The 20,341-nt window shown below is 72.1% G+C and carries 21 protein-coding genes; 9 read left to right on the top strand and 12 right to left on the bottom strand.

Annotated elements, in window-relative coordinates; genetic code table 11:
• Positions 1-107 precede the first annotated feature (107 nt).
• Both N5I75_RS17750 and N5I75_RS17745 read left to right on the top strand, forming a co-directional pair.
• Positions 108-956 (top strand): helix-turn-helix domain-containing protein, encoded by an 849-nt coding sequence (locus N5I75_RS17750; protein WP_476678653.1) that lies wholly within the window; start codon positions 108-110, stop codon positions 954-956.
• Complete coding sequence (locus N5I75_RS17745) at positions 937-1,215, top strand: DUF397 domain-containing protein (protein ID WP_476678651.1); 279 nt, start codon at positions 937-939, stop codon at positions 1,213-1,215. Before N5I75_RS17750 ends, N5I75_RS17745 begins: the two co-directional genes overlap by 20 nt.
• A gap of 2 nt (positions 1,216-1,217) precedes the next feature.
• On the opposite strand, the gene hutI is transcribed toward N5I75_RS17745, so the two are convergent.
• The 4 genes from hutI to hutU form a co-directional block, all read right to left on the bottom strand.
• Positions 1,218-2,396 (bottom strand): imidazolonepropionase, encoded by a 1,179-nt coding sequence (gene hutI, locus N5I75_RS17740; protein ID WP_476678649.1) that lies wholly within the window; start codon positions 2,394-2,396, stop codon positions 1,218-1,220.
• A 91-nt stretch (positions 2,397-2,487) separates the two neighbouring features.
• Complete coding sequence (locus N5I75_RS17735; protein WP_476678647.1) at positions 2,488-3,894, bottom strand: formimidoylglutamate deiminase; 1,407 nt, start codon at positions 3,892-3,894, stop codon at positions 2,488-2,490.
• Positions 3,891-5,102 carry an allantoate amidohydrolase gene (locus N5I75_RS17730; RefSeq protein WP_476679528.1) on the bottom strand — a complete coding sequence of 404 codons (1,212 nt, stop codon included), beginning with the start codon at positions 5,100-5,102 and terminating at the stop codon, positions 3,891-3,893. Before N5I75_RS17730 ends, N5I75_RS17735 begins: the two co-directional genes overlap by 4 nt.
• Before the next feature lie 86 nt (positions 5,103-5,188).
• A complete protein-coding gene (gene hutU, locus N5I75_RS17725; protein ID WP_476678645.1) occupies positions 5,189-6,856 on the bottom strand; it encodes a urocanate hydratase in 1,668 nt (555 codons plus the stop codon).
• A gap of 320 nt (positions 6,857-7,176) precedes the next feature.
• Here hutU and N5I75_RS17720 point away from each other — a divergent pair, with 320 nt between their 5' ends.
• The 4 genes from N5I75_RS17720 (at position 7,177) to N5I75_RS17705 (ending at position 9,372) form a co-directional block, all read left to right on the top strand.
• Positions 7,177-7,590, top strand: coding sequence for a hypothetical protein (locus tag N5I75_RS17720; protein WP_476678643.1), 414 nt, complete (start codon positions 7,177-7,179; stop codon positions 7,588-7,590).
• Positions 7,587-8,375, top strand: coding sequence for a transcriptional regulator (locus N5I75_RS17715; protein WP_476678641.1), 789 nt, complete (start codon positions 7,587-7,589; stop codon positions 8,373-8,375). Before N5I75_RS17720 ends, N5I75_RS17715 begins: the two co-directional genes overlap by 4 nt.
• 65 nt (positions 8,376-8,440) lie before the next feature.
• Positions 8,441-8,974 carry a roadblock/LC7 domain-containing protein gene (locus N5I75_RS17710; protein WP_476678639.1) on the top strand — a complete coding sequence of 178 codons (534 nt, stop codon included), beginning with the start codon at positions 8,441-8,443 and terminating at the stop codon, positions 8,972-8,974.
• 23 nt (positions 8,975-8,997) lie between these two features.
• Entirely contained in the window at positions 8,998-9,372 is a 375-nt protein-coding gene (locus N5I75_RS17705) for a roadblock/LC7 domain-containing protein (protein WP_476678638.1), read from the top strand.
• Between the two features lie 21 nt (positions 9,373-9,393).
• On the opposite strand, the gene N5I75_RS17700 is transcribed toward N5I75_RS17705, so the two are convergent.
• A complete protein-coding gene (locus N5I75_RS17700; protein ID WP_476678636.1) occupies positions 9,394-9,966 on the bottom strand; it encodes a hypothetical protein in 573 nt (190 codons plus the stop codon).
• A gap of 78 nt (positions 9,967-10,044) precedes the next feature.
• Positions 10,045-10,878 carry a helix-turn-helix transcriptional regulator gene (locus N5I75_RS17695; protein ID WP_476678634.1) on the bottom strand — a complete coding sequence of 278 codons (834 nt, stop codon included), beginning with the start codon at positions 10,876-10,878 and terminating at the stop codon, positions 10,045-10,047.
• A gap of 174 nt (positions 10,879-11,052) precedes the next feature.
• Here N5I75_RS17695 and N5I75_RS17690 point away from each other — a divergent pair, with 174 nt between their 5' ends.
• The gene (locus N5I75_RS17690; RefSeq protein ID WP_476679527.1) at positions 11,053-11,823 is read left to right on the top strand and encodes an SDR family oxidoreductase; all 771 of its coding nucleotides are present in this window, start codon (positions 11,053-11,055) and stop codon (positions 11,821-11,823) included.
• 33 nt (positions 11,824-11,856) lie between these two features.
• Here the strand turns inward: N5I75_RS17690 and N5I75_RS17685 are convergent, their stop codons facing one another.
• The 6 genes from N5I75_RS17685 to N5I75_RS17660 all read right to left on the bottom strand — a co-directional run bounded on the left by N5I75_RS17685 (position 11,857) and on the right by N5I75_RS17660 (position 17,349).
• Positions 11,857-12,297, bottom strand: a complete 441-nt coding sequence (locus N5I75_RS17685; protein ID WP_476678632.1) for a hypothetical protein — start codon at positions 12,295-12,297, stop codon at positions 11,857-11,859.
• Positions 12,298-12,380: 83 nt separating this feature from the next.
• The gene (locus N5I75_RS17680) at positions 12,381-13,802 is read right to left on the bottom strand and encodes a purine-cytosine permease family protein (RefSeq protein ID WP_476678630.1); all 1,422 of its coding nucleotides are present in this window, start codon (positions 13,800-13,802) and stop codon (positions 12,381-12,383) included.
• A 25-nt stretch (positions 13,803-13,827) separates the two neighbouring features.
• Positions 13,828-14,763, bottom strand: a complete 936-nt coding sequence (locus N5I75_RS17675) for an ABC transporter substrate-binding protein (protein ID WP_476678629.1) — start codon at positions 14,761-14,763, stop codon at positions 13,828-13,830.
• A 20-nt stretch (positions 14,764-14,783) separates the two neighbouring features.
• The gene (locus N5I75_RS17670) at positions 14,784-15,461 is read right to left on the bottom strand and encodes an ABC transporter permease (protein WP_476678627.1); all 678 of its coding nucleotides are present in this window, start codon (positions 15,459-15,461) and stop codon (positions 14,784-14,786) included.
• A gap of 8 nt (positions 15,462-15,469) precedes the next feature.
• Complete coding sequence (locus N5I75_RS17665; protein ID WP_476678625.1) at positions 15,470-16,156, bottom strand: ABC transporter permease; 687 nt, start codon at positions 16,154-16,156, stop codon at positions 15,470-15,472.
• A complete protein-coding gene (locus N5I75_RS17660; protein WP_476678623.1) occupies positions 16,153-17,349 on the bottom strand; it encodes an ABC transporter ATP-binding protein in 1,197 nt (398 codons plus the stop codon). The genes N5I75_RS17665 and N5I75_RS17660 overlap by 4 nt, the downstream gene beginning before the upstream one ends.
• Positions 17,350-17,550: 201 nt before the next feature.
• Here N5I75_RS17660 and N5I75_RS17655 point away from each other — a divergent pair, with 201 nt between their 5' ends.
• On the top strand, positions 17,551-19,029 hold the full coding sequence (locus N5I75_RS17655; RefSeq protein ID WP_476678621.1) for an aromatic amino acid ammonia-lyase: 1,479 nt from the start codon (positions 17,551-17,553) through the stop codon (positions 19,027-19,029).
• A gap of 113 nt (positions 19,030-19,142) precedes the next feature.
• Positions 19,143-20,024: a MurR/RpiR family transcriptional regulator gene (locus N5I75_RS17650; protein WP_476678619.1), complete on the top strand. Its 882-nt coding sequence runs from the start codon at positions 19,143-19,145 to the stop codon at positions 20,022-20,024.
• The last annotated feature ends 317 nt before the right edge of the window (positions 20,025-20,341 follow it).

Here is a 20,341-nt window from a genome sequence, read left to right as displayed (position 1 = left end):
GCCTGTTGCCGACGTCGACGTCGACCACGGGCGGGCCCTTCGCTCGTTCGGGGCGCGGTCAGGTGTTGTGCCTCTCCGGCGGCACCGGTCTGCGTAGCTTGCCGGGCATGGCTCATCACCAGGACCCCGACGCCGCGGCGAGCGTCCCCGCCTTCTACGGCGCCGAACTGCGGTACCAGCGCAGGGCCGCCGGCCTCACCCTCGAAGGTCTCGCCGAGGGCAGCTACCGGGGCGTCTCCTTCCTCAGCCAGATCGAGCGCGGCGAGCGTCGCATCCCGCTGGACCTGGCCAAGCACGCCGACGCCAGACTCGGCACGGACTTCTTCGAGCGCCGCTGCGAGGATGCCCGTCGGGCGCGCAGGGGTGGGCACGCGGAGTACTTCGCGGATGTCGCGGAGATGGAGCGGTTCGCTGAGTCCATCGAGGACTGGGCTCCGCTGATCGTCCCCGGGTTGTTGCAGACCGCGGCCTACGCACGGGCAATCGTGCGAGCGGCGATGCCCAGAGCCTCGGACCATGAGGTCGAGGACAAGGTGGACGCGCGAATGAAGCGGGCCGATCTGTTCGACCTGGAAAAGCCCCCGACGTTCTGGGCGATCCTCGACGAGTCGGTGATCCGGCGCTCGGTCCTGGTTCGGCAACAGATGGCTGAGCTGCTGGAGCACATCATGCAGGTGGTCGCCTCCAGCCGCTCCCTCCTGCAGATCGTCCCGGCGACGAGCGCAACGCACCCGTTCATGATGGGCATGACCAGGACGATGACGTTCGCGGACGCTCCCCCAGTCGTTTACGCCGAGAGCCTGCACAGTGGCCAACTCATCGACTATCCGCCACTCGTGCAGCAGTACAGGCAGTCGTACGATCTGCTCAGGGCCGCCGCACTGTCTCCAGAGGCGTCCCTGGCCATGATCGAGGCGGCGGCAGAGGATTTCCGAAATGGCAGACGCAGCAGGTGACTTGAGCACGGCCCGCTGGCGCAAGACCAGCTACAGCAACGGAACCGGCGGCGATTGCGTGGAGGTCGCCGACGGGTTCGCCGGCGCCGCCCGCTGGCGCACGAGTAGCTACAGCAATGGAACGGGCGGCGAGTGTGTCCAGGTCGCCGACGGGTTCACCGGCATCGTCCCCGTCCGGGACTCCAAGGTCGCCGACGGCCCCGTACTGGTCGTCACGGCGAACGCCTGGGCCCGCTTCATCGGCGACCTGGTCTCCTGAGGTCAGGCCCCGACCCGTACCCCCGCCCGCCACACCTCGCCGACCAGCGGCACGCCCGGCCGGTACGCCAGGTGTACGTGGCTGGGGGCGTCCAGGAACGCCAGGTCCGCGCGGGCGCCGGGGGCCAGGTGGCCCACGTCCGTGCGGCGGAGTGCCGCCGCGCCGCCCGCTGTCGCCGACCAGAGGGCCTCGTCCGGGGTCATGCCCATGTCCCGTACCGCCAGGGCGATGCAGAACGGGACGGAGGACGTGAAGGAGGAGCCCGGGTTGCAGTCCGTGGAGAGGGCCACCGTCACGCCCGCGTCGAGGAGGCGGCGGGCGTTCGGCCATTCCGCTCGGGTGGAGAACTCGGCGCCGGGGAGGAGGGTGGCCACCGTGCTGGACTGTGACAGCGCCTCCACGTCCTCGTCCGTGAGGTGCGTGCAGTGGTCCGCGCTGGCCGCGTCGAGTTCCACCGCCAGTTGGACTCCGGGGCCGTAGGAGAGCTGGTTCGCGTGGATGCGGGGGGTCAGGCCCTTCGCCTTGCCCGCCGTCAGGATGGCTCGGGCCTGGTCGCCGTCGAACGCGCCCTTTTCGCAGAAGACGTCGATCCAGCGGGCGTGGGGGGCGCACGCGTCCAGCATCTCGCCCGTCACCAGGTCCACGTACGCCGCCGGATCGTCCGCGTAGTCGGGCGACACGATGTGGGCGCCGAGGTAGGTGACCTCGTCCGTGTGGGACGCCGCGATGCGCAGGGCGCGGGACTCGTGTTCCGTCGACAGGCCGTAGCCCGACTTCGTCTCGAACGTGGTCGTGCCCTGGCGCAGGGCCTCCGAGAGGTAATGGGTGAGGTTCGACTCCAGTTGCGCGTCTGTCGCCGCCCTTGTCGCCGCCACCGTGGTGCGGATGCCTCCGGCCGAGTACGGCCGTCCCTCCATGCGGGCGTTGAACTCGTCCGTGCGGTCTCCTGCGAAGAGGAGGTGGGAGTGGCTGTCCACGAAGCCGGGGATCACGGCTCGGCCCCGGGCGTCGTGCGTCTTGTCCGTCGCCGGGACGTTCTTGTCGGGGCCCGCCCAGGCGATCTTGCCGTTCTCGATGATCAGGGCGGCGTTCTTGATCTGACCGAGGGGGCCTTCGCCCAGGGCGGGGTTGTTCGTCACCAGGGTGCCGATGCCGGTGATCGCTGTGGTCGGGGGCGTCATGGTGCTGGCTCCTTCTTCCTGAGGCCACGGGGCTCTGCCCCGGACCCCGCTCCTCAATCGCCGGAGGGGCTGTTCTGCGGCTGACTGGCGCCTATGCATGCAGCGCCGCGATCGCGTCCGTCAGGGCCGTCGCCACGTCGCCGATCCGTGCGTGCCGGCCGTCCGCCACGACGCGCCGGCCGCCCACGATCACGTCCGTCACGTCCGCCGCGCTCGCCGCGAACACCGCCGTCTCCGCGCCCAGGCGCGGCGCCGCTCCCGCCGTGCGGACCGAGTTCAGGGACAAGGTCACCAGGTCCGCGACCGCGCCGACCTCCAGGGTGCCCGCGTCGGGCCAGCCGAGGGCCGCGTGGCCGTCGACCGTCGCCGCGCGGAGCAGGGCCGATGCCGTCCAGTGGCCGCGCGTGCGGGAGCGCAGGCGCTCGTTCAGCTCCATCGCGCGCGCCTCCTCGAACGGGTCGATGACGGCGTGGCTGTCCGAGCCGAGGGAGAGGGGGCTGCCCGCCTGCTGCAGGGCCACGGCCGGGCCGATGCCGTCGGCCAGGTCGCGTTCGGTCGTCGGGCACATGCAGGTGCCGGTGCCCGTGCCGCCGAGCAGCGCGATGTCGGTGGGGGTGAGGTGGGTGTTGTGGACGCCCGTCGTGGTCCGGCCCAGTACGCCGTTGTCGGCCAGGAGCCGGGTCGGCGTGCAACCGTGCGCCGCCTCGCACGCCTCGTTCTCCGCCGTCTGCTCGGAGAGGTGGACGTGGAGGGGGGCCCGGCGGGTCCTCGCCCACTCCGCCACCGTCGAGAGCTGCTCCGCCGGGACCGCGCGCACCGAGTGCACCGCCGCCCCGATCCTCGCGTGCGGGCGGTCCTTGAGCAGCGACGCGCGTTCGGCCCAGGCCTCCGTCGTGCCGTCGGAGAAGCGCCGCTGGTGGTGGTCGGGGGCCTTGCCGAAGCCCGACGAGACGTACGCCGTGTCGAGGAGCGTGATGCGGACGCCCGCCTCCTCCGCCGCCGCGATCAGCGCCTCGCCCATCGCGTTCGGGTCGGCGTACGGGGTGCCGCCGGGGGCGTGGTGCAGGTAGTGGAACTCGCCGACCGCCGTGATGCCGGCCAGCGCCATCTCCGCGTACACCGCCCGCGCGAGCGCGTGGTACGTGTCCGGGGTCAGCCGGTCGGCGACCCCGTACATGGTCTCGCGCCAGGTCCAGAACGTGCCCGAGCCGACCTGGACCGTCGAGCGCAGCGCCCGGTGGAAGGCGTGGCTGTGGGCGTTGGCCAGGCCGGGGAGGGTCAGGCCGCGCAGGATCACCGCGCCGGGCGGGGGTGTCCCGACCTCCGTGCGGACGGACCTGATGCGGCCGGTGCCATCCCCGCTGACCCCGCTGACCCCGCCGCCCTCGCCGCCGTCGCCACCCTCGCCGGTCGACACCTCCACCGCCACGCCCGGCTCCACCGTCGGGTCGAGCCAGGCGTGCTCCAGCCAGTACGTCGTCGTCTGCTCCGCCGTCACTTGCAGGCCAGTCCTTCCAGTACGTCGGCCAGGGCGCGCACGCCCGCCACGCAGTCGTCCTCGGACGCGGACTCGGCCGGGGAGTGCGAGACGCCCGTCGGGTTGCGTACGAACAGCATGGCGGTGGGGATCGACGAGGCGAGGATTCCCGCGTCGTGTCCCGCGCCCGTCCCCAGGACGGGGACCCTGAGCTCCGCCGAACCGGCGCCCGTACCGAGGATGCGGGCCAGTTCGTCGCGGAGCGCGTGGTCGAAGTCGACGACCGGGGTGAACGACTCGCGTGTCATGGCTACGTCGATGCCGTGCGCGTCCGCGTACTCGCGCGCCGCCTGCTCGATCGCCGTGACCGTGCGGTCGAGCGCGTCCTGGTCGGCGGCGCGTGAGTCGAGCCAGCCGCGGACCAGGGAGGGGATGGCGTTGACGCCGTTCGGCTCGACCGCGATCTTGCCGAATGTGGCTACCGCGGCGTTGAGCCGGGCTTCCCTGCGCGCCGCCAGGACCGTCTCCGCGTACGGGAGCATCGGGTCCCTGCGGTCGGCCAGGCGGGTCGTGCCCGCGTGGTTCGCCTCGCCGCGGAAGTCCAGGCGCCAGCGGCCGTGCGGCCAGATGGCGCTGGCGATGCCCACCGCGTCGCCGGACAGGTCGAGGGCCCGGCCCTGTTCGACGTGGAGTTCGATGAACGCGCCGATGCGGGACAGGCGGTCCGGGTCCGCGCCGATCGTCTCCGGGTCGTACCCGGCGCGCTCCATCGCCTGGGGGAGGGTGATGCCGTCGGCGTCCGTGAGGGCGTGGGCCTGGGCCCGGGTGAGGTGGCCGCCCGTGAGGCGGGAGCCCACGCAGGCCAGGCCGAAGCGGGCGCCCTCCTCGTCGCCGAAGTTCGTGATGGCCAGGGGTTTGGTGAACTCGGCGCCTCTGTGGCGGAGTTCGTCCAGGGCCGCGAAGGCGGAGACCACGCCCAGAGGGCCGTCGAACGCGCCGCCGTCCGGGACCGAGTCCAGGTGGGAGCCCGTGACGACCGCGTCGCCCGCTTCCGGGTCGCCGAGCCAGGCCCACTGGTTGCCGTTGCGGTCCAGTTCACAGGTCAGGCCGCGGGTCTCGGCCTGGGCCTTGAACCAGGCGCGGCAGTCGGCGTCCGCGCCGGTCCAGGCGTGGCGGCGGTATCCTCCGGAGTCCGCGTGTCGGCCAATGGGGCGCAGGTCGCTCCACATCTCCAGGAAGCCCGGAGCCGAGGCCGCGGGGCTCTGCCCCGGACCCCGCTCCTCAATCGCCGGAGGGGCTTGATTCGCGGGGCCCGTCACTCGCCCTCCCGCATGGGAACGCGGACCCCGCGCTCCGACGCCACCTCGGCCGCGTGCTCGTAGCCCGCGTCCACGTGGCGGATGACGCCCATCGCCGGGTCGTTGGTCAGGACTCGTTCGATCTTCTGGGCCGCCAGCTCCGTGCCGTCGGCGACGCATACCTGGCCCGCGTGGAGGGAGCGGCCCATGCCGACGCCGCCGCCGTGGTGGAGGGAGACCCAGGACGCGCCGGAGGCCGTGTTGACCAGGGCGTTCAGGAGAGGCCAGTCCGCGATCGCGTCCGAGCCGTCCTTCATGGCCTCGGTCTCGCGGTACGGGGAGGCCACCGACCCCGAGTCGAGGTGGTCGCGGCCGATGGCGACCGGGGCCGAGAGTTCGCCGGACGCGACCATCTCGTTGAACTTCAGGCCCGCCAGGTGGCGTTCGCCGTAGCCGAGCCAGCAGATGCGCGCCGGGAGGCCCTCGAAGGAGATGCGTTCCGCGGCCATGTCGAGCCAGCGGTGCAGGTGCTTGTTGTCGGGGAACAGCTCCTTGATCGCCCTGTCGGTCTTGGCGATGTCCTCCGGGTCGCCCGAGAGCGCCGCCCAGCGGAACGGGCCGAGGCCCTCCTCGAACAGCGGACGGATGTGGGCCGGGACGAAGCCGGGGAAGTCGAAGGCGCGCTCGCAGCCGGCCTTGCGGGCCTCGTCGCGGATGGAGTTGCCGTAGTCGAAGACCTCGGCGCCGCGGTCCAGGAAGCCGAGCATCGCCTCGACGTGCAGGCGCATGGAGTGCCGGGCCTTGTCCGTGAAGCCCGCCGGGTCCGCCTCGCGCTCCTTGTCCCAGTCCTCGACCGCGATGCCCACGGGCAGGTACGCGAGCGGGTCGTGGGCCGAGGTCTGGTCCGTGACGATGTCGATCGGGGCCTCGCGGCGGAGGAGTTCGGGGAAGACCTCGGCCGCGTTGCCGACGACGCCGATGGACAGGCCCCGGCGCTCGTCGCGCGCCTGGACGGCCAGTTCGAGGGCGTGGTCGAGGTTGTCGGCCTTCACGTCCAGGTAGCGGGTGCGGATGCGGCGGTCGATGCGGGTCTCGTCGACGTCCACGCAGATCGCGACGCCCTCGTTCATGGTGATGGCCAGCGGCTGGGCGCCGCCCATGCCGCCCACGCCCGCCGTCAGGGTGATCGTGCCCGCCAGCGTGCCGCCGAACTTCTTCCGCGCCACCGCGCCGAACGTCTCGTACGTGCCCTGCACGATGCCCTGCGAGCCGATGTAGATCCACGAACCGGCCGTCATCTGGCCGTACATGGTCAGGCCCTCGGCCTCCAGCTTGCGGAACTCCTCCCAGTTGGCCCAGTCGCCGACGAGGTTGGAGTTGGCGAGCAGCACGCGCGGCGCCCACTCGCTGGTGCGCAGGACGCCGACCGGCTTGCCGGACTGGACGAGGAGCGTCTCGTCCGACTTCAGGGTCTTCAGCGTGCGCACGATCGCGTCGAACGCCTCCCAGGACCGGGCCGCCTTGCCCGTGCCCCCGTAGACGACCAGCTTGTCGGGGTGCTCGGCGACCTCGGCGTCGAGGTTGTTCATGAGCATCCGCAGGGCGCCTTCCTGCTGCCAGCCGAGCGTGTTCAGCTCGGTGCCGCGCGGGGCTCGTACGGGGCGTGGTCCTGACGTCGACGGCATCGGCGGCCTCCTGGGACAGTCCGTTGGTGATCCAGCTATCAGCTGTGCACTCCAGCTATTCACATCCTGGTCTTCTGAATAGAGCTAGTCAATACGTTCCCTCCGGCGGTGGCCACAGGGGCGCGCTGCTCGACCTGTGACGTCCGGGGCTGCCGTGAACTCTCCGTAATTGTCATGCGGTTGGCGGATTTTAGACCTCTTCTGAATGTTCCACCGGAAAATGCCAGAACGCTCACCAGGCCGCCGCACAGTGCGTAGTTTCGTCGTCACGCAAGCGACAGCTTCGCACGAACACGACGACTCGGTGGGGAGTTTCAGGCGTGCCCGGAATCGACGAGTGCCTGCTTCAGGTCATGCGGCTGCCGGGGGCGCGCGGCGCCTCCGTCGTCGACTGGACCAGCGGACTCGCACTCGGCACCATCGGGGACTCGCCCAACGGGGACCACGAGGCGACCGCCGCGGAGGCCGCCGAACTCGCCCGGCTCGCCGCCGAGCACCGGGTGTTCGCCCCGGCCGACGGCAGCGACTGGTCGCCGGGGTCCGCCAGCGACAAGGCGCCGCCCGTCGAGGACGTCATCGTCACCAACCGCGACGGCTACCACCTGCTGCGCTTCGTCCGGACCAGCTTCGACAGCAGCGTCTTCCTGCACCTGTGGCTCGACCGGGACGAGGGCAACCTCGCGCTCTCCCGGCTGCGCCTCGCCGACCTGGCCGACCGGCTGGTCCTGGGATGAACGCGGCGACCGCCGCAGCGGGCGGCAAGATATCCCCGATGCTCGACCGGCTCGCCGACGAGCGGGCCACCGGGGCGCTGATACGCGAGCACGGCACCCTCTACCTGGCCGACGGCCACGTCGTGCACGCGGAGGCGCCCGCGACGCCCGGCATGGACGTCCTGCTCACCGCCGGCGGCGCGATACAGGCCGACGGCTGGTGGGAGGCGGTCGACCGGGCGGGCGCCCGGCAGCGCGTCGGCCGCTACCTCGTCGAGCAGGGCCGCCTCTCGGACGGCGCCCTCGAACTCTGCCATCTGAGCGCCGTCTTCGACGCCGCCTACTTCACGCTCGCGCCGAGCAGCGGCCCGACCCGGTTCCGCTACGGGGTCTCGCACTGGTTCGGAGCGGTACGGCCCGTGCCGGTGGCCGCCGTCGAACGCGAGACCCGGCGCCGCCGCGAACTCCTCCAGCGGATCTGGCCGGAGCCCGACACCGACACCGCGCCCCTGGCCAGGACGGGCGGCCAGGAGCGGCCCGTACCCGCGCGCAGGCGCCGTGTCCTGGACCTGGTCGACGGGGTGCGCACCGCCTCCCAGATCGCGCTCGCCCTGGGCAGGCCCGCCTTCCACACCCTGGTCGACCTGCGCCGCCTGGCCGCGGGCGGCCTCGTCACCACCGCTCCCCCGGAGCCGGCCGACACGTCCCCCGCGTTCCCCGTGCCCGCCTGGATGGCGCACGCCGACGTCGATGACCCCGACGTGGCGCTCCTTCGCAGGCTGCGTGCCGCGCTGGAGGCGCTGTGAAGCGCCTGCGCCGCATCGCGCGGGCCGGCTCCGAACCTCCCGTCACTTCCGGAAGGAGACCGCCGATGGCCGACGAGGCCGAAGTCCTCGGCGAACTGCAACGACTGCGCGTCCGGGTCCCCCAGGTCACCGGCGCGCTCGCGGCCAGCGTCGACGGACTCGTGCTCGCCCAGGACACCCAAGGCGTCGAACCCGAGGGCGTGGCGGCGCTGACCGCCGCCGCGCTCGGCGTGGCCCAGCGCCTCTCGGACGCCACCGGGCAGGGCGGCTTCCGCGAACTCCTGGTGCGCGGCACGGACGGCTACGTCGCCACGTACGCCGCCGGGGGCGCCGCCGTCCTCACGCTGCTCGCCGAGGACCGGATCAACGTGGGGCGGCTGCATCTGGAGGGCCGCCGCTCCGGGACCCGGATCGGTGAACTGGTCGACGCGGCCGTCGCCGCCGCCGAACCGCCCGTGCGGGCCCGTGGGCGGTCCCGGGCGCGTACGGCGCCCGCCCTGCCCCCGGCGCCCGCCGACAGCAAGCTTCCCGTCCGCACCCCGAAGACCGCGGGGCCCGAACTCTCCGGGCCCGAACTGCAACCCCGCACAGCCCGTTGAGGCGTAGGAAAGGACCCAGCACCATGGCCAACACCGAGACCGCACTGAAGGACGCCGTCACCTCCATCGAGGGCGCGAGCGCCGCCGCCCTCGTGGACTACAACAGCGGCATGGCCCTCGGCACCATCGGCGGCTCCAAGAGCTTCGACCTGGAGGTCGCCGCCGCGGGCAACACCGACGTCGTCCGCGCCAAGCTGCGCACCATGGAGCACCTCGGTCTGAAGGACGAGATCGAGGACATCCTCATCACCCTCGGCACGCAGTACCACCTGATCCGGCTGCTCAAGGGCCGCAGCGGCAACGGTCTGTTCCTGTATCTGGTCCTCGACTCCGCGCGCGCCAACCTGGCGATGGCCCGCCATCAGCTCAGGAAGATCGAGGCCGAACTCGACGTGTGAGCGGCCCCGTTCACTTCCCCGTCAGCGGCGCCGTGCCCCACCGGGCGCGGCGTCGCCCGCCGCCGTCCCCGTGGACCGGTACGCCTTGACCTGCCTGCCCGCGGGCGCGCCCGCGCGCGGCCCCAGCCAGTCGACGCGCAGCCACACCAGCGCGCTGTCCTCCCGCTCGCGCCGCCCCAGCCAGGCCGCCTTCAGCCACAGGCCGGCACCGGCACCGGCGAGGGCCATGCCACCCGCCGCGGGCACCGCGAACGCGCTGCCGAGCGCCGCGAGGAAGGCGAGCACCAGCCACCAGCGGTGGCCGCGCCGCCAGTTCCGTACGGTGACGTGCCGGCTCTGCAGCACATCGAACTTGCCCGCACGGGACGCACCGCGCGCCAGGCGCACGTACCGCTGCCTGCGGCTGTACGCCACCGCCGCCGCGACCACGAGGAACAGCGCGGCCCCGCCGAGCACCCCGATCCGCCGCCCGGTGAGCCCGCCCGGGACGAGCCCGACGCCCGCCGCGACGACGCCGAGCCACCACAGCGGTGCGGCCCCGGCGCGCACCACCACAGCGGTCCTGACCAGTCCCTGCGCTCCGCGCGTCGCCACCTCGTGCCCTCCTCGGCCCCGGTTTCTCCGTCCGCGGCGGGAGGTTAGCGACGGTTTCTGAAGGTTGCCTGAGACACGTCAGCCCGCGTGCAGTGCCCGCAGTCGCTCCTCCGTCGCCGAACCCGGCTCGGGCGTGTAGACCACGAGGACCTGGCCCGGCTCGCCCGGGACCGCCAGCGTCTCGTACGGGAAGGAGAGTTCACCGGCGACCGGGTGGATCATGCGCTTCACGCCGTACCCCTTCTCCTTCACCTGCTGGTCCGCCCACAGGCGCCGGAAGTCCGCGCTGGCCAGCGAGAGTTCGCCGACCAGGGAGGCGAGGCGCGGGTCCTGCGGGTGCGCGCCCGCGTCGAGGCGCAGGAACGCGACCGTCTCGGCGGCGACGGCCGCCCACTCCGGGTAGAGGTCGCGGGCGCCGGGGTTCAGGAAGACCTGGCGCGGCATGTTGCGGTCCTCCGGGGCCATCGCGGAAAAGCCGAGCACGGCGTCGCCGAGCGCGTTCCACGCGAGGACGTCCATACGGCGGCCGAGCACGAACGCCGGGGCCCTGTCGATCGTGTCCAGGAGCAGCCGCACCCCGGGCCGCACCCGCTGCGCCGCCGGGCGCCCGTCCGCCTTGCGGCGCGTACCGGTGGCGGGGCGGGCGAGGGAGCGCAGGTACGTCCGCTCGGTGTCGTCCATGCGCAGGACACGGGCGACGGCGTCGAGCACGGCGTCCGAGACGGAGGTGCCGCGGCCCTGCTCCAGGCGGATGTAGTAGTCGACGCTGACCCCGGCGAGCTGGGCGACCTCCTCGCGGCGCAGCCCCGGCACCCGGCGCCGCCCGTACCCGGGCAGGCCGACCTCCTCCGGCTGGATGCGGGCGCGCCGGGAGCGCAGGAAGCCGCCTATGTCACCGAGCTGTTCACTCATGCCGTAGATCCTAGGGAGCCCGCGCGGCCGCATCCTGGTACTGGCGTACCCAGGAAAAGTCCTGCCCTGGGTAGGACGGGCGGACCGCCGCAAGCTGTTGCCATGACTCAGAACACGCCGCAGCACACGGCTCAGAACACGGCGCAGAACACGGTTCAGCACACGGCTCAGGCGATGGCTCAGGCGCCCTACAGCAACCTCGCCGGCCGCACCGCCCTCGTCACCGGCGCCGCCAGCGGCATGGGCGAGGCGACGGCCCGGCTGCTCGCCGCGAACGGCGCCCGGGTCGCCCTCCTCGCCCGGCGCGCCGACCGTCTCACCGACCTCGCCGCGAAGATCGGGGCGGACGGCGGGCAGGCCCTCGCCGTGCCCACCGACATCACCGACCAAGAGGCGGTCGACGCCGCCGCAGCGCGTGTGCACGCCGCGTACGGGCGGGTCGACCTCGTCGTGAACGCGGCGGGCGTGATGCTGCCGAACCCCGTCACCGAGGGCCGCGCCGACGAGTGGCAGCGGATGCTCGACACGAACGTGGCCGGGGCGCTGCGCGTCGTCCGCGCCTTCACCGCCGACCTGATCGCGACGGCCGCGGCGGGCTCCATCGCCGACCTGGTGAACATCTCCTCCATCGGCGCGCACGTCCCGTTCCCGAACTACGCGGTGTACGGCGCGACGAAGGCGGCCCTGACGTACCTGTCGCAGTCGCTCCGCACCGAACTGGGCCCGCGCGACGTCCGCGTCACGAACATCGAGCCCGGCCTGACGGAGTCGGAGCTGGCCTCACATGTCGACAACGCGGACCTCTCCGGTCAGCTGGACGGCATGTTCGAGGCGCTGCTAGGCCTCTCGTCCGAGGACGTCGCGGACCTCATCGCGTACACGACCAGCCGCCCCCGCCACGTGAACCTGCGCCAGGCGGTGCTCCTGCCGACGCGGCAGGCGTGACACAGAAGCGGCCCGCTCCTCGGGCGTGTCGCCCTAGTCCTCCCAGTCGGAGTCCTTGCGCTGGCGCCGCTTCTCCCCGAACCGCGGCGCCCAGACCCCCATGTGCAGGGCGTTGACGCCGACGATGCCGCCCCAGGCGATGAGCAGCCCCGGCAGGTGGGCGTTGACCACGGCGATCGCGGAGAGCGGGATCGCGAGGACGAGGGTGACGACGGCGAAGCCGAAGCGTTCGCCCCAGCCGTCGCCGCCCAGTGTGCGGCCCGCGCGCGCGTCGCGGGCCACGACCATCTGCTGCTCGGCCAGCTGTCGGCGGACCCGGCGGTCCACGCTGGAGTCCAGGCGCTGCTCGACCTTTTCGAGGAACGAGTCGACGAGCGCGGTCTCGTACTCTTCGCCGAGTTCCCTGCGGGCGTGCAGGGTGGCGTCGAGTTCCTTCTTGAGTTCGGCGTCACGTGCCTGTTCGCGGGCTTCCATACCCGGTAACGGTACGGAGCGAGGGCCCGCGGGGCATTGGGGTTATCCCCCCTCTTGCCGGGGCGACAACCCCTGGGGAACCCCTAGGGGGCCACGCCCGAGGCCACTGGTCCCGTGTGCGGCGCCTCCAGGATCGTCGCCTCCGGCACGTGCGCGGTGTCGTGGCGCGCGAGCAGCCAGTACAGGGCGGCCGGGACGACGAGGCCGACGATCCACGACACGTCCGCGCCGCCGAGCGGATCGACGAGCGGCCCCGTGTAGAAGGAGGTGGCCAGGAACGGGAACTGGGCGACGAGCCCGATCCCGTACACAAGCAGCGCCTTCCAGCGCCAGGCGCCGTAGCGGCCGTGCGGATCGGCGAGGGCCGGGATGTCGTAGCGCTCGCGCGAGATCAGGTAGTAGTCGACCAGGTTGATGGCGCTCCACGGCGTGAAGAACGTCAGCAGGAACAGCAGGAAGTCCTTGAACGACGACAGGAAGCTGTCCTTGCCCGCGAGGGCGACCGCCGTGCCCGCGACCATGATCAGCGCGATGTAGACGGTCCGGCCGCGCTGGGAGAGCACCCGCTGCCCCCGGAAGCCGCTGACGCCGGTCACCATCGCCATGAAGCCCCCGTAGGTGTTGAGGACGTTGACGGTGAGCTTGCCGAGCGCGATCACGAAGTAGAAGACGGAGGCGACCGCGCCCGCGCCGCCGAGCGAGACGACGTAGCCGACCTGGTTGTCGAGGAACGCCTCCCCGGCGGTCGCCGCGACGAGCACGCCGAACGTCATCGACCACTGCGAGCCGAGAGCGGAGCCGGACAGCGTCCACCAGAACGTGGCCTTGGCGCTGGTGTCGCGCGGCAGGTAGCGCGAGTAGTCGGCGACGTACGGGCCGAACGCGAGCTGCCACGACGCGGAGAGCGACACGGCGAGCAGGAACATCGGCAGCGAGAAGTGCGCGTCGCTCAGCAGGTCGCCGAGGTCGGCGCGGTCCAGGAGCCGTATCCCGAGATAGACGAAGGCGACGGCGCAGATGACGCTCGCGACGCGGCCCAGGACGTGGATGACGCGGTAGCCGACGACCGCGAGCACGGCCGTGACCAGCGCGAAGAGGATGATCCCGGTGGTGTCGTCGGTGTGCGTCAGCTCGGCCGTCGCCTGCCCGGCCAGGACGCTGCCGCTCGCGAAGAAGCCCACGTACATCAGGATGACGAGCAGCAGCGGCACGATCGCGCCCTTGACGCCGAACTGGGCCCGCGACTGGATCATCTGCGGCAGACCGAGCTTCGGCCCCTGCGCGGAGTGCAGCGCCATGACGGCGCCGCCGAGCAGGTTGCCGAGGACGAGGCCGACGAGCGACCAGACCACGTCGCCGCCGAAGACGACGGCGAGCGCGCCGGTGACGACGGCGGTGATGTGCAGGTTCGCGCCGACCCAGAGCGTGAACTGGTTGAAGGCGCGCCCGTGCCGCTCGCTGTCGGGGACGACGTCGATGGAGTGCTTCTCCACTACCGCTGCCATGGAACTTCCTCTGCTTCTTCCGCGACTACTTCTTGCTGAGCCCGTGCTCGCGCGCGTAGTCGTTCGCGACGTCCTCGGGGTCCTTCTTGTCCTTGTCGACGAGCCGGTTCAGCTCGGTGAGCTGCTCGGTGGTGAGTACGTTGCCGAGCCGGGCCAGCGCCTTGCGGACGGTCGAGTCGGCCTTGCGGTCGGCGATCAGCGGGACGACGTGCTGGCCGGGGACGAGGTTCTTGGGGTCGGTGAGGACGACCCAGTGGTTGGCGGCGATGTCGGTGTCGGTGGTGAACAGGTTCGCCACGTCGACGTCGCCCTTCTTCAGGGCGCCCTTCACCAGCGGCCCGGAGGAGTCGAGCGACTTGAACTCCTTGAACTCGACGCCGTACACGTCCTTGAGCCCGACAGCCCCGACCTGCCGCTTCTTCACCTCCGGTGCGGCACCGATGACGAGCTTCCCGTTGTGCTTCGCCAGATCGGCAAGCGACTTCAGCCCGTACCTCTCGGCGGTCTCCCGGGTGACGACGAACGCGTCCGAGTCCTCCGCCATCCCGTAGGGCAGGATCTGCAGCCCGGCCGGGAGCGCCATGGCGAGGGCGTTCTGCATCTCGCCCTCCTCGGTGGCGTCGGCCTTGGTGTCCAGGTAGTGGAGGAGGGCGCCCTGGTACTCGGGCAGGAGGTCGATGTCGCCGCCCTTGAGCGCGGGGATGAGGATCTCGCGGGTGCCGAGGTTGGGGCGGACCTTCGTCTTCACCCCGGCCGCTTCGAGCACGGCGGCGTAGAGGTGGCCGAGAACCTGGTTCTCGGTGAAGTTGGCGGTGCCGATGGTGACGCCGTTCTTGCTGGAGCCGCCGCCACCGCCGCCCGAGCCGTCCCCTTCGAGGGAGGTGATGCCGCTGGAGCAGGCGGCGAGCGCGGGCACGGAGGCCGCGGCGAACAGCCCGCCGAGGAGAGTACGTCGGTTCATCTGCATTGCTCTCATTGCTCCTAGGCCGACTTGAGGGCGGCGGGACGGTGGCGGAAGAGGAGACGCTGGAGCCCGGAGAGGGCCAGGTCGAGGACGACGGCGACGACCGCGACGAGGACGGCCCCGCCGAGCACCTGCACGAGGTCCCGCTGCGCGAGCCCGTCGAAGACGTAGCGGCCGAGCCCGCCGAAGGAGACGTACGCGGCGATGGTCGCCGTCGCCACGACCTGGATCAGCGCGAGCCGGAGCCCTGTCATGATCAACGGCAGCGCGAGCGGCAACTCGACCTGGAAGAGGACCTGGTGGGCGCGCATCCCCTGCCCGCGCGCCGCGTCCTTCACCTCCGGATCGACAGCGGTCATCCCCGCGTACGTGTTGGTCACGATGGACGGCACGGCGAGCGCGACGAGGGCGATGTAGACGGGCCACATGGACAACCCGCTGGCCAGGAAGACGAGCACGACCAGGCCCACGGTCGGCAGCGCGCGCCCGAACGACGACAGGTTGATGGCGACGAAGGCGCCGCGCCCCGTGTGCCCGATGAGCAGACCGACGGGCAGCGCGATCGCGGCGGCGACGAGCGTGGCGATCAACGAGTACTGCAGGTGCTCGGCGAGCCGGTGCGCGATGCCGTCGGGCCCGGTCCACTGCTCGCCGCTGACCAGCCAGGAGCCGAGGTTCTTGAAGAGTTCGTACATGGTGGTGATCAGGCCTTCCGGATCCGGGGCCAGGTGCGGGTACGGGCACGCGCACGGGCAGGGGTACGGGCCCACGGCGTGAGCAGCCGCTGTACGAGGACGAGCAGCGCGTCCGCGACGAGCGCGAGCAGCAGCGTGAGCACGACGCCGACGATCACCGGGGTCGGGAAGTTGCGCTGGAACCCGTCGGTGAACAGCTGGCCGAGCCCGCCGTCGCCGATGTACGTGGCCACGGAGACGAGGGAGATCGACATGACCGTCGCGATCCGTACGCCCGCCATGATCACGGGCAGCGCGAGCGGCAGCTCGACGGTGAGCAGGGCGCGCAACGGCCGCGTCCCCATCGCCTTCGCGGCCTCCTTCGTCTTCTGCGGCACGGAGTCGAGACCCTCGACGGTGTTCCGCAGCAGGACGACCAGGGTGTAGATCGTCAGGCCGATGACGGTGGTGGTGCGGGTGAGTCCGGAGACCGGGAGGAGCAGAACGAAGACGGCGATGGACGGGATCGTGAACAGGACGTTCGACATCCCGAGGAGAAAGCCGCGCAGGACCCTGACCCGGTGGGCGAGGACGGCGAGGGGGAGGGAGATGAGCAGCCCGAACGCGACGGCGCTGAAGGCGGCCTGGAGGTGGGAGAGGGTGAGGGTGGTGAGATCGGACCCGTGGGATCCGATCCAGTCCCAGTCGATACTCATGCGACGCCACGCCCGTCCGAGTCAGCCGACTCCAGCCCCTGCGGCACATCAAGCCCCTGCGGCGATTGAGCAGCGGGGCCCGGGGCGGAGCCCCGCTTATCAAGCCCCTGCGGCGATTGAGCAGCGGGGTCCGGGGCGGAGCCCCGTGACGGTGCGCCGGACAGGGCCGAGGCGTGAGCAGCACCAGCCCGCGCATGGATGTCGTCCCGGGACGAAACCCCGGTGAACACCCCGTCCGCATCGACCCGGGCCACCAGCCCGGACGGCGCCGCGACGGACTCATTCAGCGCCGAAAGCAGCGAATCCGCATCACGCAACGGCCGTACGGGCGCCTCGGCCCCGCTGCCGCCCCGCGCACGCCAGCGCAGGGGCCTCCGAGCCGGGTCGAGCACCAGCTCCCAGTCACCACCGTCCGGCATCGGCCCCTGAGCCACATCCGCCACCACACTCAGCGACAGCAACTTCAACCCGCGCTCGGCCCCGAGAAAGTCCGCCACGAACGAATCGACGGGCCGGGCCAGAAGCTCCGCAGGAGGCGCACACTGCACAAGATGCCCACCCTCCCGGAACACGGCGATCCGGTCCCCGAGCCGCACCGCCTCGTCGATGTCATGGGTGACGAAGACGATGGTCTTGCCCAACTCCTCCTGCAGCCGCAGCAGTTCATCCTGCAACTGCGTCCGCACCACGGGGTCGACGGCCCCGAACGGCTCATCCATCAGCAGCACCGGCGGATCGGCGGCGAGCGCCCGCGCCACCCCCACCCGCTGCTGCTGCCCACCCGAGAGCTGGTGCGGATACCGCTTGCCCATCTCGGCATCGAGCCCGACCCGCTCCAGAAGCTCACCGGCGGCGGCACGCGCCTTCTTGCGCCCCCATCCGAGCAGCAGCGGCACGGTGGCGACGTTGTCGAGGACGGTGCGGTGCGGGAAGAGGCCGGCCTGCTGGATGACGTAGCCGATGGAGCGGCGCAGTTCGGCGGCGTCCTGGTCGAGGACGTCACGCCCGCCGACGCGGATGGTGCCGGACGTCGGCTCGACCATGCGGTTGATCATGCGGAGGCTGGTCGTCTTGCCGCAGCCGGAGGAGCCGACGAAGACGGTGACGCCTCCTTCGGGCATGTCGAGCGAGAGGTCGTGGACCGCTGTCGTGCCGTTCGGGAACCGCTTGTGGACCGCTTCGAACTGAATCATGGAGCGCCTCTGTAGTCCTCTTGCCCGGCCTGCATACCGTCATGCAGAGTTCTCGGTGCGTGAATAACTTGTCAATGCCCCCGCGAAAATCGCTGGTAAATCGCCCCGGCCGGCCCGGGATGTGAGACGCGACGGCAGTTCCGGCGGCGTTTGGCACCACTACAGGCACCTTCAAGCCCGTTCGAGGAGGAACAGCGCGTGATGCCCCCTATGGACACGACACCGCCGCCCCCGGTCGTCGTCCTCGACGGCCACGGCCTCCCGGTTCCCGACGTGGTCCGCCTCGCCGACGCGGACGCCCGGCCCGTTCCCGGCACCGAGGCCATGAAACGCGTAGAGGACTCCTGGAACGCGGCCCGCGAGATCGCCGCGTGGGGCCGCGTCTACGGCCGCTCGACCGGCGTCGGCGCCAACCGCAGCGAGGACGTGCCGACGGAGGCCGCCGCCGACCACGGTCTGCGCCTGCTGCGCAGCCACGCGGGCGCGATCGGCGACGAGCTGCCCGAGCGCGAGGTCCGCGCGATGCTCGCGGTCCGTGCCAACCAGCTCCTCGCGGGCGGCGCGGGCCTGCGCCCCACCGTCGTCACCGCCCTGTGCGAGGCGCTGGAGAACGGCTCCTACCCGGCGGTCAACGAGCACGGTTCCGTCGGCACCGGCGACATCGCCGCGCTCGCCCAGATGGGACTCGCCCTCGCCGGCGAACACCCCTGGCGCGGCAAGGGCACGGCACCCGCCGCCCAGCCGCTCGACAACAACGACGCGCTCGCCCTGATCTCCAGCAACGCCCTCACCCTCGGCCAGTCCGCGCTCGCCCTGCACGAACTGCGCTCCCTGCTGGCCGCGACCCAGCTCGTCGCCGCGCTCAGCCTCCTGGCCGTCGACGGCTCGTACGAGGCCTACGCGCTCCCCGTCCACGAGGCCCGCCACCACAAGGGCTCGTACGAGGTCGCCGCCCGGATGCGCGAACTCCTCGGCGCCCCCGACCGCCCGACCCCACCGCTCGGCCGCATCCAGGACCCGTACGGTTTCCGCTGCGTGCCGCAGATCCACGGCCCGGCGCAGGACGCGGCGGACGCGCTCGAAGCGGTCCTCATGGTCGAGATCAACGCGGCGGCGGAGAACCCGCTGATCTCCCCCGAGGACATGACGGCGTACCACCACGGCGGCTTCTACATGGCCCAACTGGCACTGGCCCTGGACCACTTCAGGCTGGCGGTCACCCAGGTCGCCCGCCTCTCCACGTCCCGTCTGTCCACCCTCAACGAACCGGCGTACACCCGCCTGCGCCCCTTCCTCGCCGACGGCGAACCCGGCGCGTCGGGCGTGATGATCCTGGAGTACGCCGCCGGAGCCGCACTCGGCGACCTGCGCGCCTTCTCCGCACCCGCCTCGCTCGGCCACGCGGTCCTCTCGCGCGGCGTCGAGGAGCAGGCCAGCTTCGCCTCCCTGGCCGCCCGCCAGACCCTGCGCGCCTGCGCCGCCTACCGCCAGGTCGTCGGCTGCGAACTGGTCGCGGCGACCCGCGCCCTGCGCCTGCGCGACCACCGCCCCGACGAGGACCTGCCGGTGGGCCGCGCCTTCGCCCTCGCCACCGCCACCCTCGAACCGGACCTGACGGACCGCCCACTGACGGGCGACGTGGAACGCGCGGCGGCCCTGCTCGACCGTTTCACGGAGTGACCGGCCCCCGGGCCCTGGCGCCGGACACCGCTGCCTGAATAGCATCATGCACGGCCAAGATTGACTGAATGGACTGGACTGGACGGCGCGGGGCGCGGGACGGACGGGGACACATGACCGAGCACACCACCAACGGCACCGGCGAACCGGTCGGCAACCCCGGCGGACACAGCCCAGCCGCCCGCCTCCAGCACCTCTTCGAGGGCCACCGTCTCACCCCCACCCAGCGCCGCATCGCGCACTGCATGGTGCGGCGCGCGGCCGACGTGCCGTTCCTGTCCTCCGTGGAGCTGGCCGAACTGGCCGGGGTCAGCCAGCCCTCCGTGACCCGTTTCGCGGTCGCGCTCGGCTTCGACGGCTACCCGGCCCTGCGCAAGCACCTGCGCGAAGTGGCCCCGGCCGAACCCACGGCCGACACCCGCGCCAACGAGTACCAGCAGGCCGTCGAGGCCGAGATCGCCAACCTGCGCCACCTGGCCGATCTCCTCGCGGACCCCGCCCCCGTCGAACGGGCCGGCGCGCTCCTCGCCGCCTCCCAGCCCCTCCTCGTCCTCGGGCTGCGCGCGGCGGCCTCCCAGGCGTACGGGTTCTCGTACTTCGCGGCGAAGGTCCACCCGGACGTCCGCCTCCTCGACGAGGGCGGCACGATGCTCGCCGACCGCATCGACGCGGCCGTCCGCGCGGGCGCCACGACCCTGCTCTGCTTCGCGCTGCCCCGCCACCCCCGCGAGGTCGTCGACACCCTCGCCTACGCGAAGTCGGCCGGCCTGACGGTGGTTACGGTGGCGGACTCGGCGTTCGCCCCGGTCGCCGCCCACTCCGACCTGCTGCTGCCCGCCGCCGTCGGCACGGGCCTCGCCTTCGACACGGCGTGCGCGCCGATGCTGCTGGGCCGCGTCCTCCTGGAGGCGATGTGCGACGGCCTGCCCGAGGCCCAGGCGCGCCTGGAGGAGTTCGACGTACGGGCGGCGGAGCGCGGCCTGTTCACGGAATGAGCTTGCGCGGGGACCGCCGCACCCCCTGTGACGGGGGGCGGGACGACGGCGGTCCCCGCGAAGGGCGCGCGACCGGGTCAGAACCGGGTTGCCACGCCCAGGGCGTCCATGGAGATCCGGGAGCCGCTCCGAAACCGTCCTTGACGCCGCTCGGTGCCGTCGGAGGCGGGGAGCCGCTCCCGCCCCTTCCGACATCCACCAATGTGCCGGACCCGTGTTAAGCGGGTGCTGCGCGCACGTGACGTGCGCGTACCGTTTTCCCGAACCCGGCGCGCGGGACCTGCGCCGCACCCGCCCGGGACCCGCCCGGGGCCCGC

It is taken from the genome of Streptomyces sp. R818 (assembly GCF_056172735.1).
This window is presented reverse-complemented; position numbering and strand designations above follow the sequence as displayed.

Bases quoted from the DNA above. Each gene is read 5' to 3' on its own strand.
- N5I75_RS17660 (WP_476678623.1), bottom strand. From the start codon at position 17,349: ATGATTCAGTTCGAAGCGGTCCACAAGCGGTTCCCGAACGGCACGACA.
- N5I75_RS17680 (WP_476678630.1), bottom strand. From the start codon at position 13,802: ATGGCAGCGGTAGTGGAGAAGCACTCCATCGACGTCGTCCCCGACAGC.
- N5I75_RS17745 (WP_476678651.1), top strand. From the start codon at position 937: ATGGCAGACGCAGCAGGTGACTTGAGCACGGCCCGCTGGCGCAAGACC.
- hutU (WP_476678645.1), bottom strand. From the start codon at position 6,856: ATGCCGTCGACGTCAGGACCACGCCCCGTACGAGCCCCGCGCGGCACC.
- N5I75_RS17690 (WP_476679527.1), top strand. From the start codon at position 11,053: ATGGCTCAGGCGCCCTACAGCAACCTCGCCGGCCGCACCGCCCTCGTC.
- N5I75_RS17685 (WP_476678632.1), bottom strand. From the start codon at position 12,297: ATGGAAGCCCGCGAACAGGCACGTGACGCCGAACTCAAGAAGGAACTC.
- N5I75_RS17710 (WP_476678639.1), top strand. From the start codon at position 8,441: ATGGCCGACGAGGCCGAAGTCCTCGGCGAACTGCAACGACTGCGCGTC.
- N5I75_RS17670 (WP_476678627.1), bottom strand. From the start codon at position 15,461: ATGTACGAACTCTTCAAGAACCTCGGCTCCTGGCTGGTCAGCGGCGAG.
- hutI (WP_476678649.1), bottom strand. From the start codon at position 2,396: ATGACGCCCCCGACCACAGCGATCACCGGCATCGGCACCCTGGTGACG.
- N5I75_RS17655 (WP_476678621.1), top strand. From the start codon at position 17,551: ATGCCCCCTATGGACACGACACCGCCGCCCCCGGTCGTCGTCCTCGAC.
- N5I75_RS17730 (WP_476679528.1), bottom strand. From the start codon at position 5,102: ATGTGGAGCGACCTGCGCCCCATTGGCCGACACGCGGACTCCGGAGGA.
- N5I75_RS17665 (WP_476678625.1), bottom strand. From the start codon at position 16,156: ATGAGTATCGACTGGGACTGGATCGGATCCCACGGGTCCGATCTCACC.
- N5I75_RS17675 (WP_476678629.1), bottom strand. From the start codon at position 14,763: ATGAACCGACGTACTCTCCTCGGCGGGCTGTTCGCCGCGGCCTCCGTG.
- N5I75_RS17715 (WP_476678641.1), top strand. From the start codon at position 7,587: ATGAACGCGGCGACCGCCGCAGCGGGCGGCAAGATATCCCCGATGCTC.
- N5I75_RS17750 (WP_476678653.1), top strand. From the start codon at position 108: ATGGCTCATCACCAGGACCCCGACGCCGCGGCGAGCGTCCCCGCCTTC.
- N5I75_RS17695 (WP_476678634.1), bottom strand. From the start codon at position 10,878: ATGAGTGAACAGCTCGGTGACATAGGCGGCTTCCTGCGCTCCCGGCGC.
- N5I75_RS17650 (WP_476678619.1), top strand. From the start codon at position 19,143: ATGACCGAGCACACCACCAACGGCACCGGCGAACCGGTCGGCAACCCC.
- N5I75_RS17705 (WP_476678638.1), top strand. From the start codon at position 8,998: ATGGCCAACACCGAGACCGCACTGAAGGACGCCGTCACCTCCATCGAG.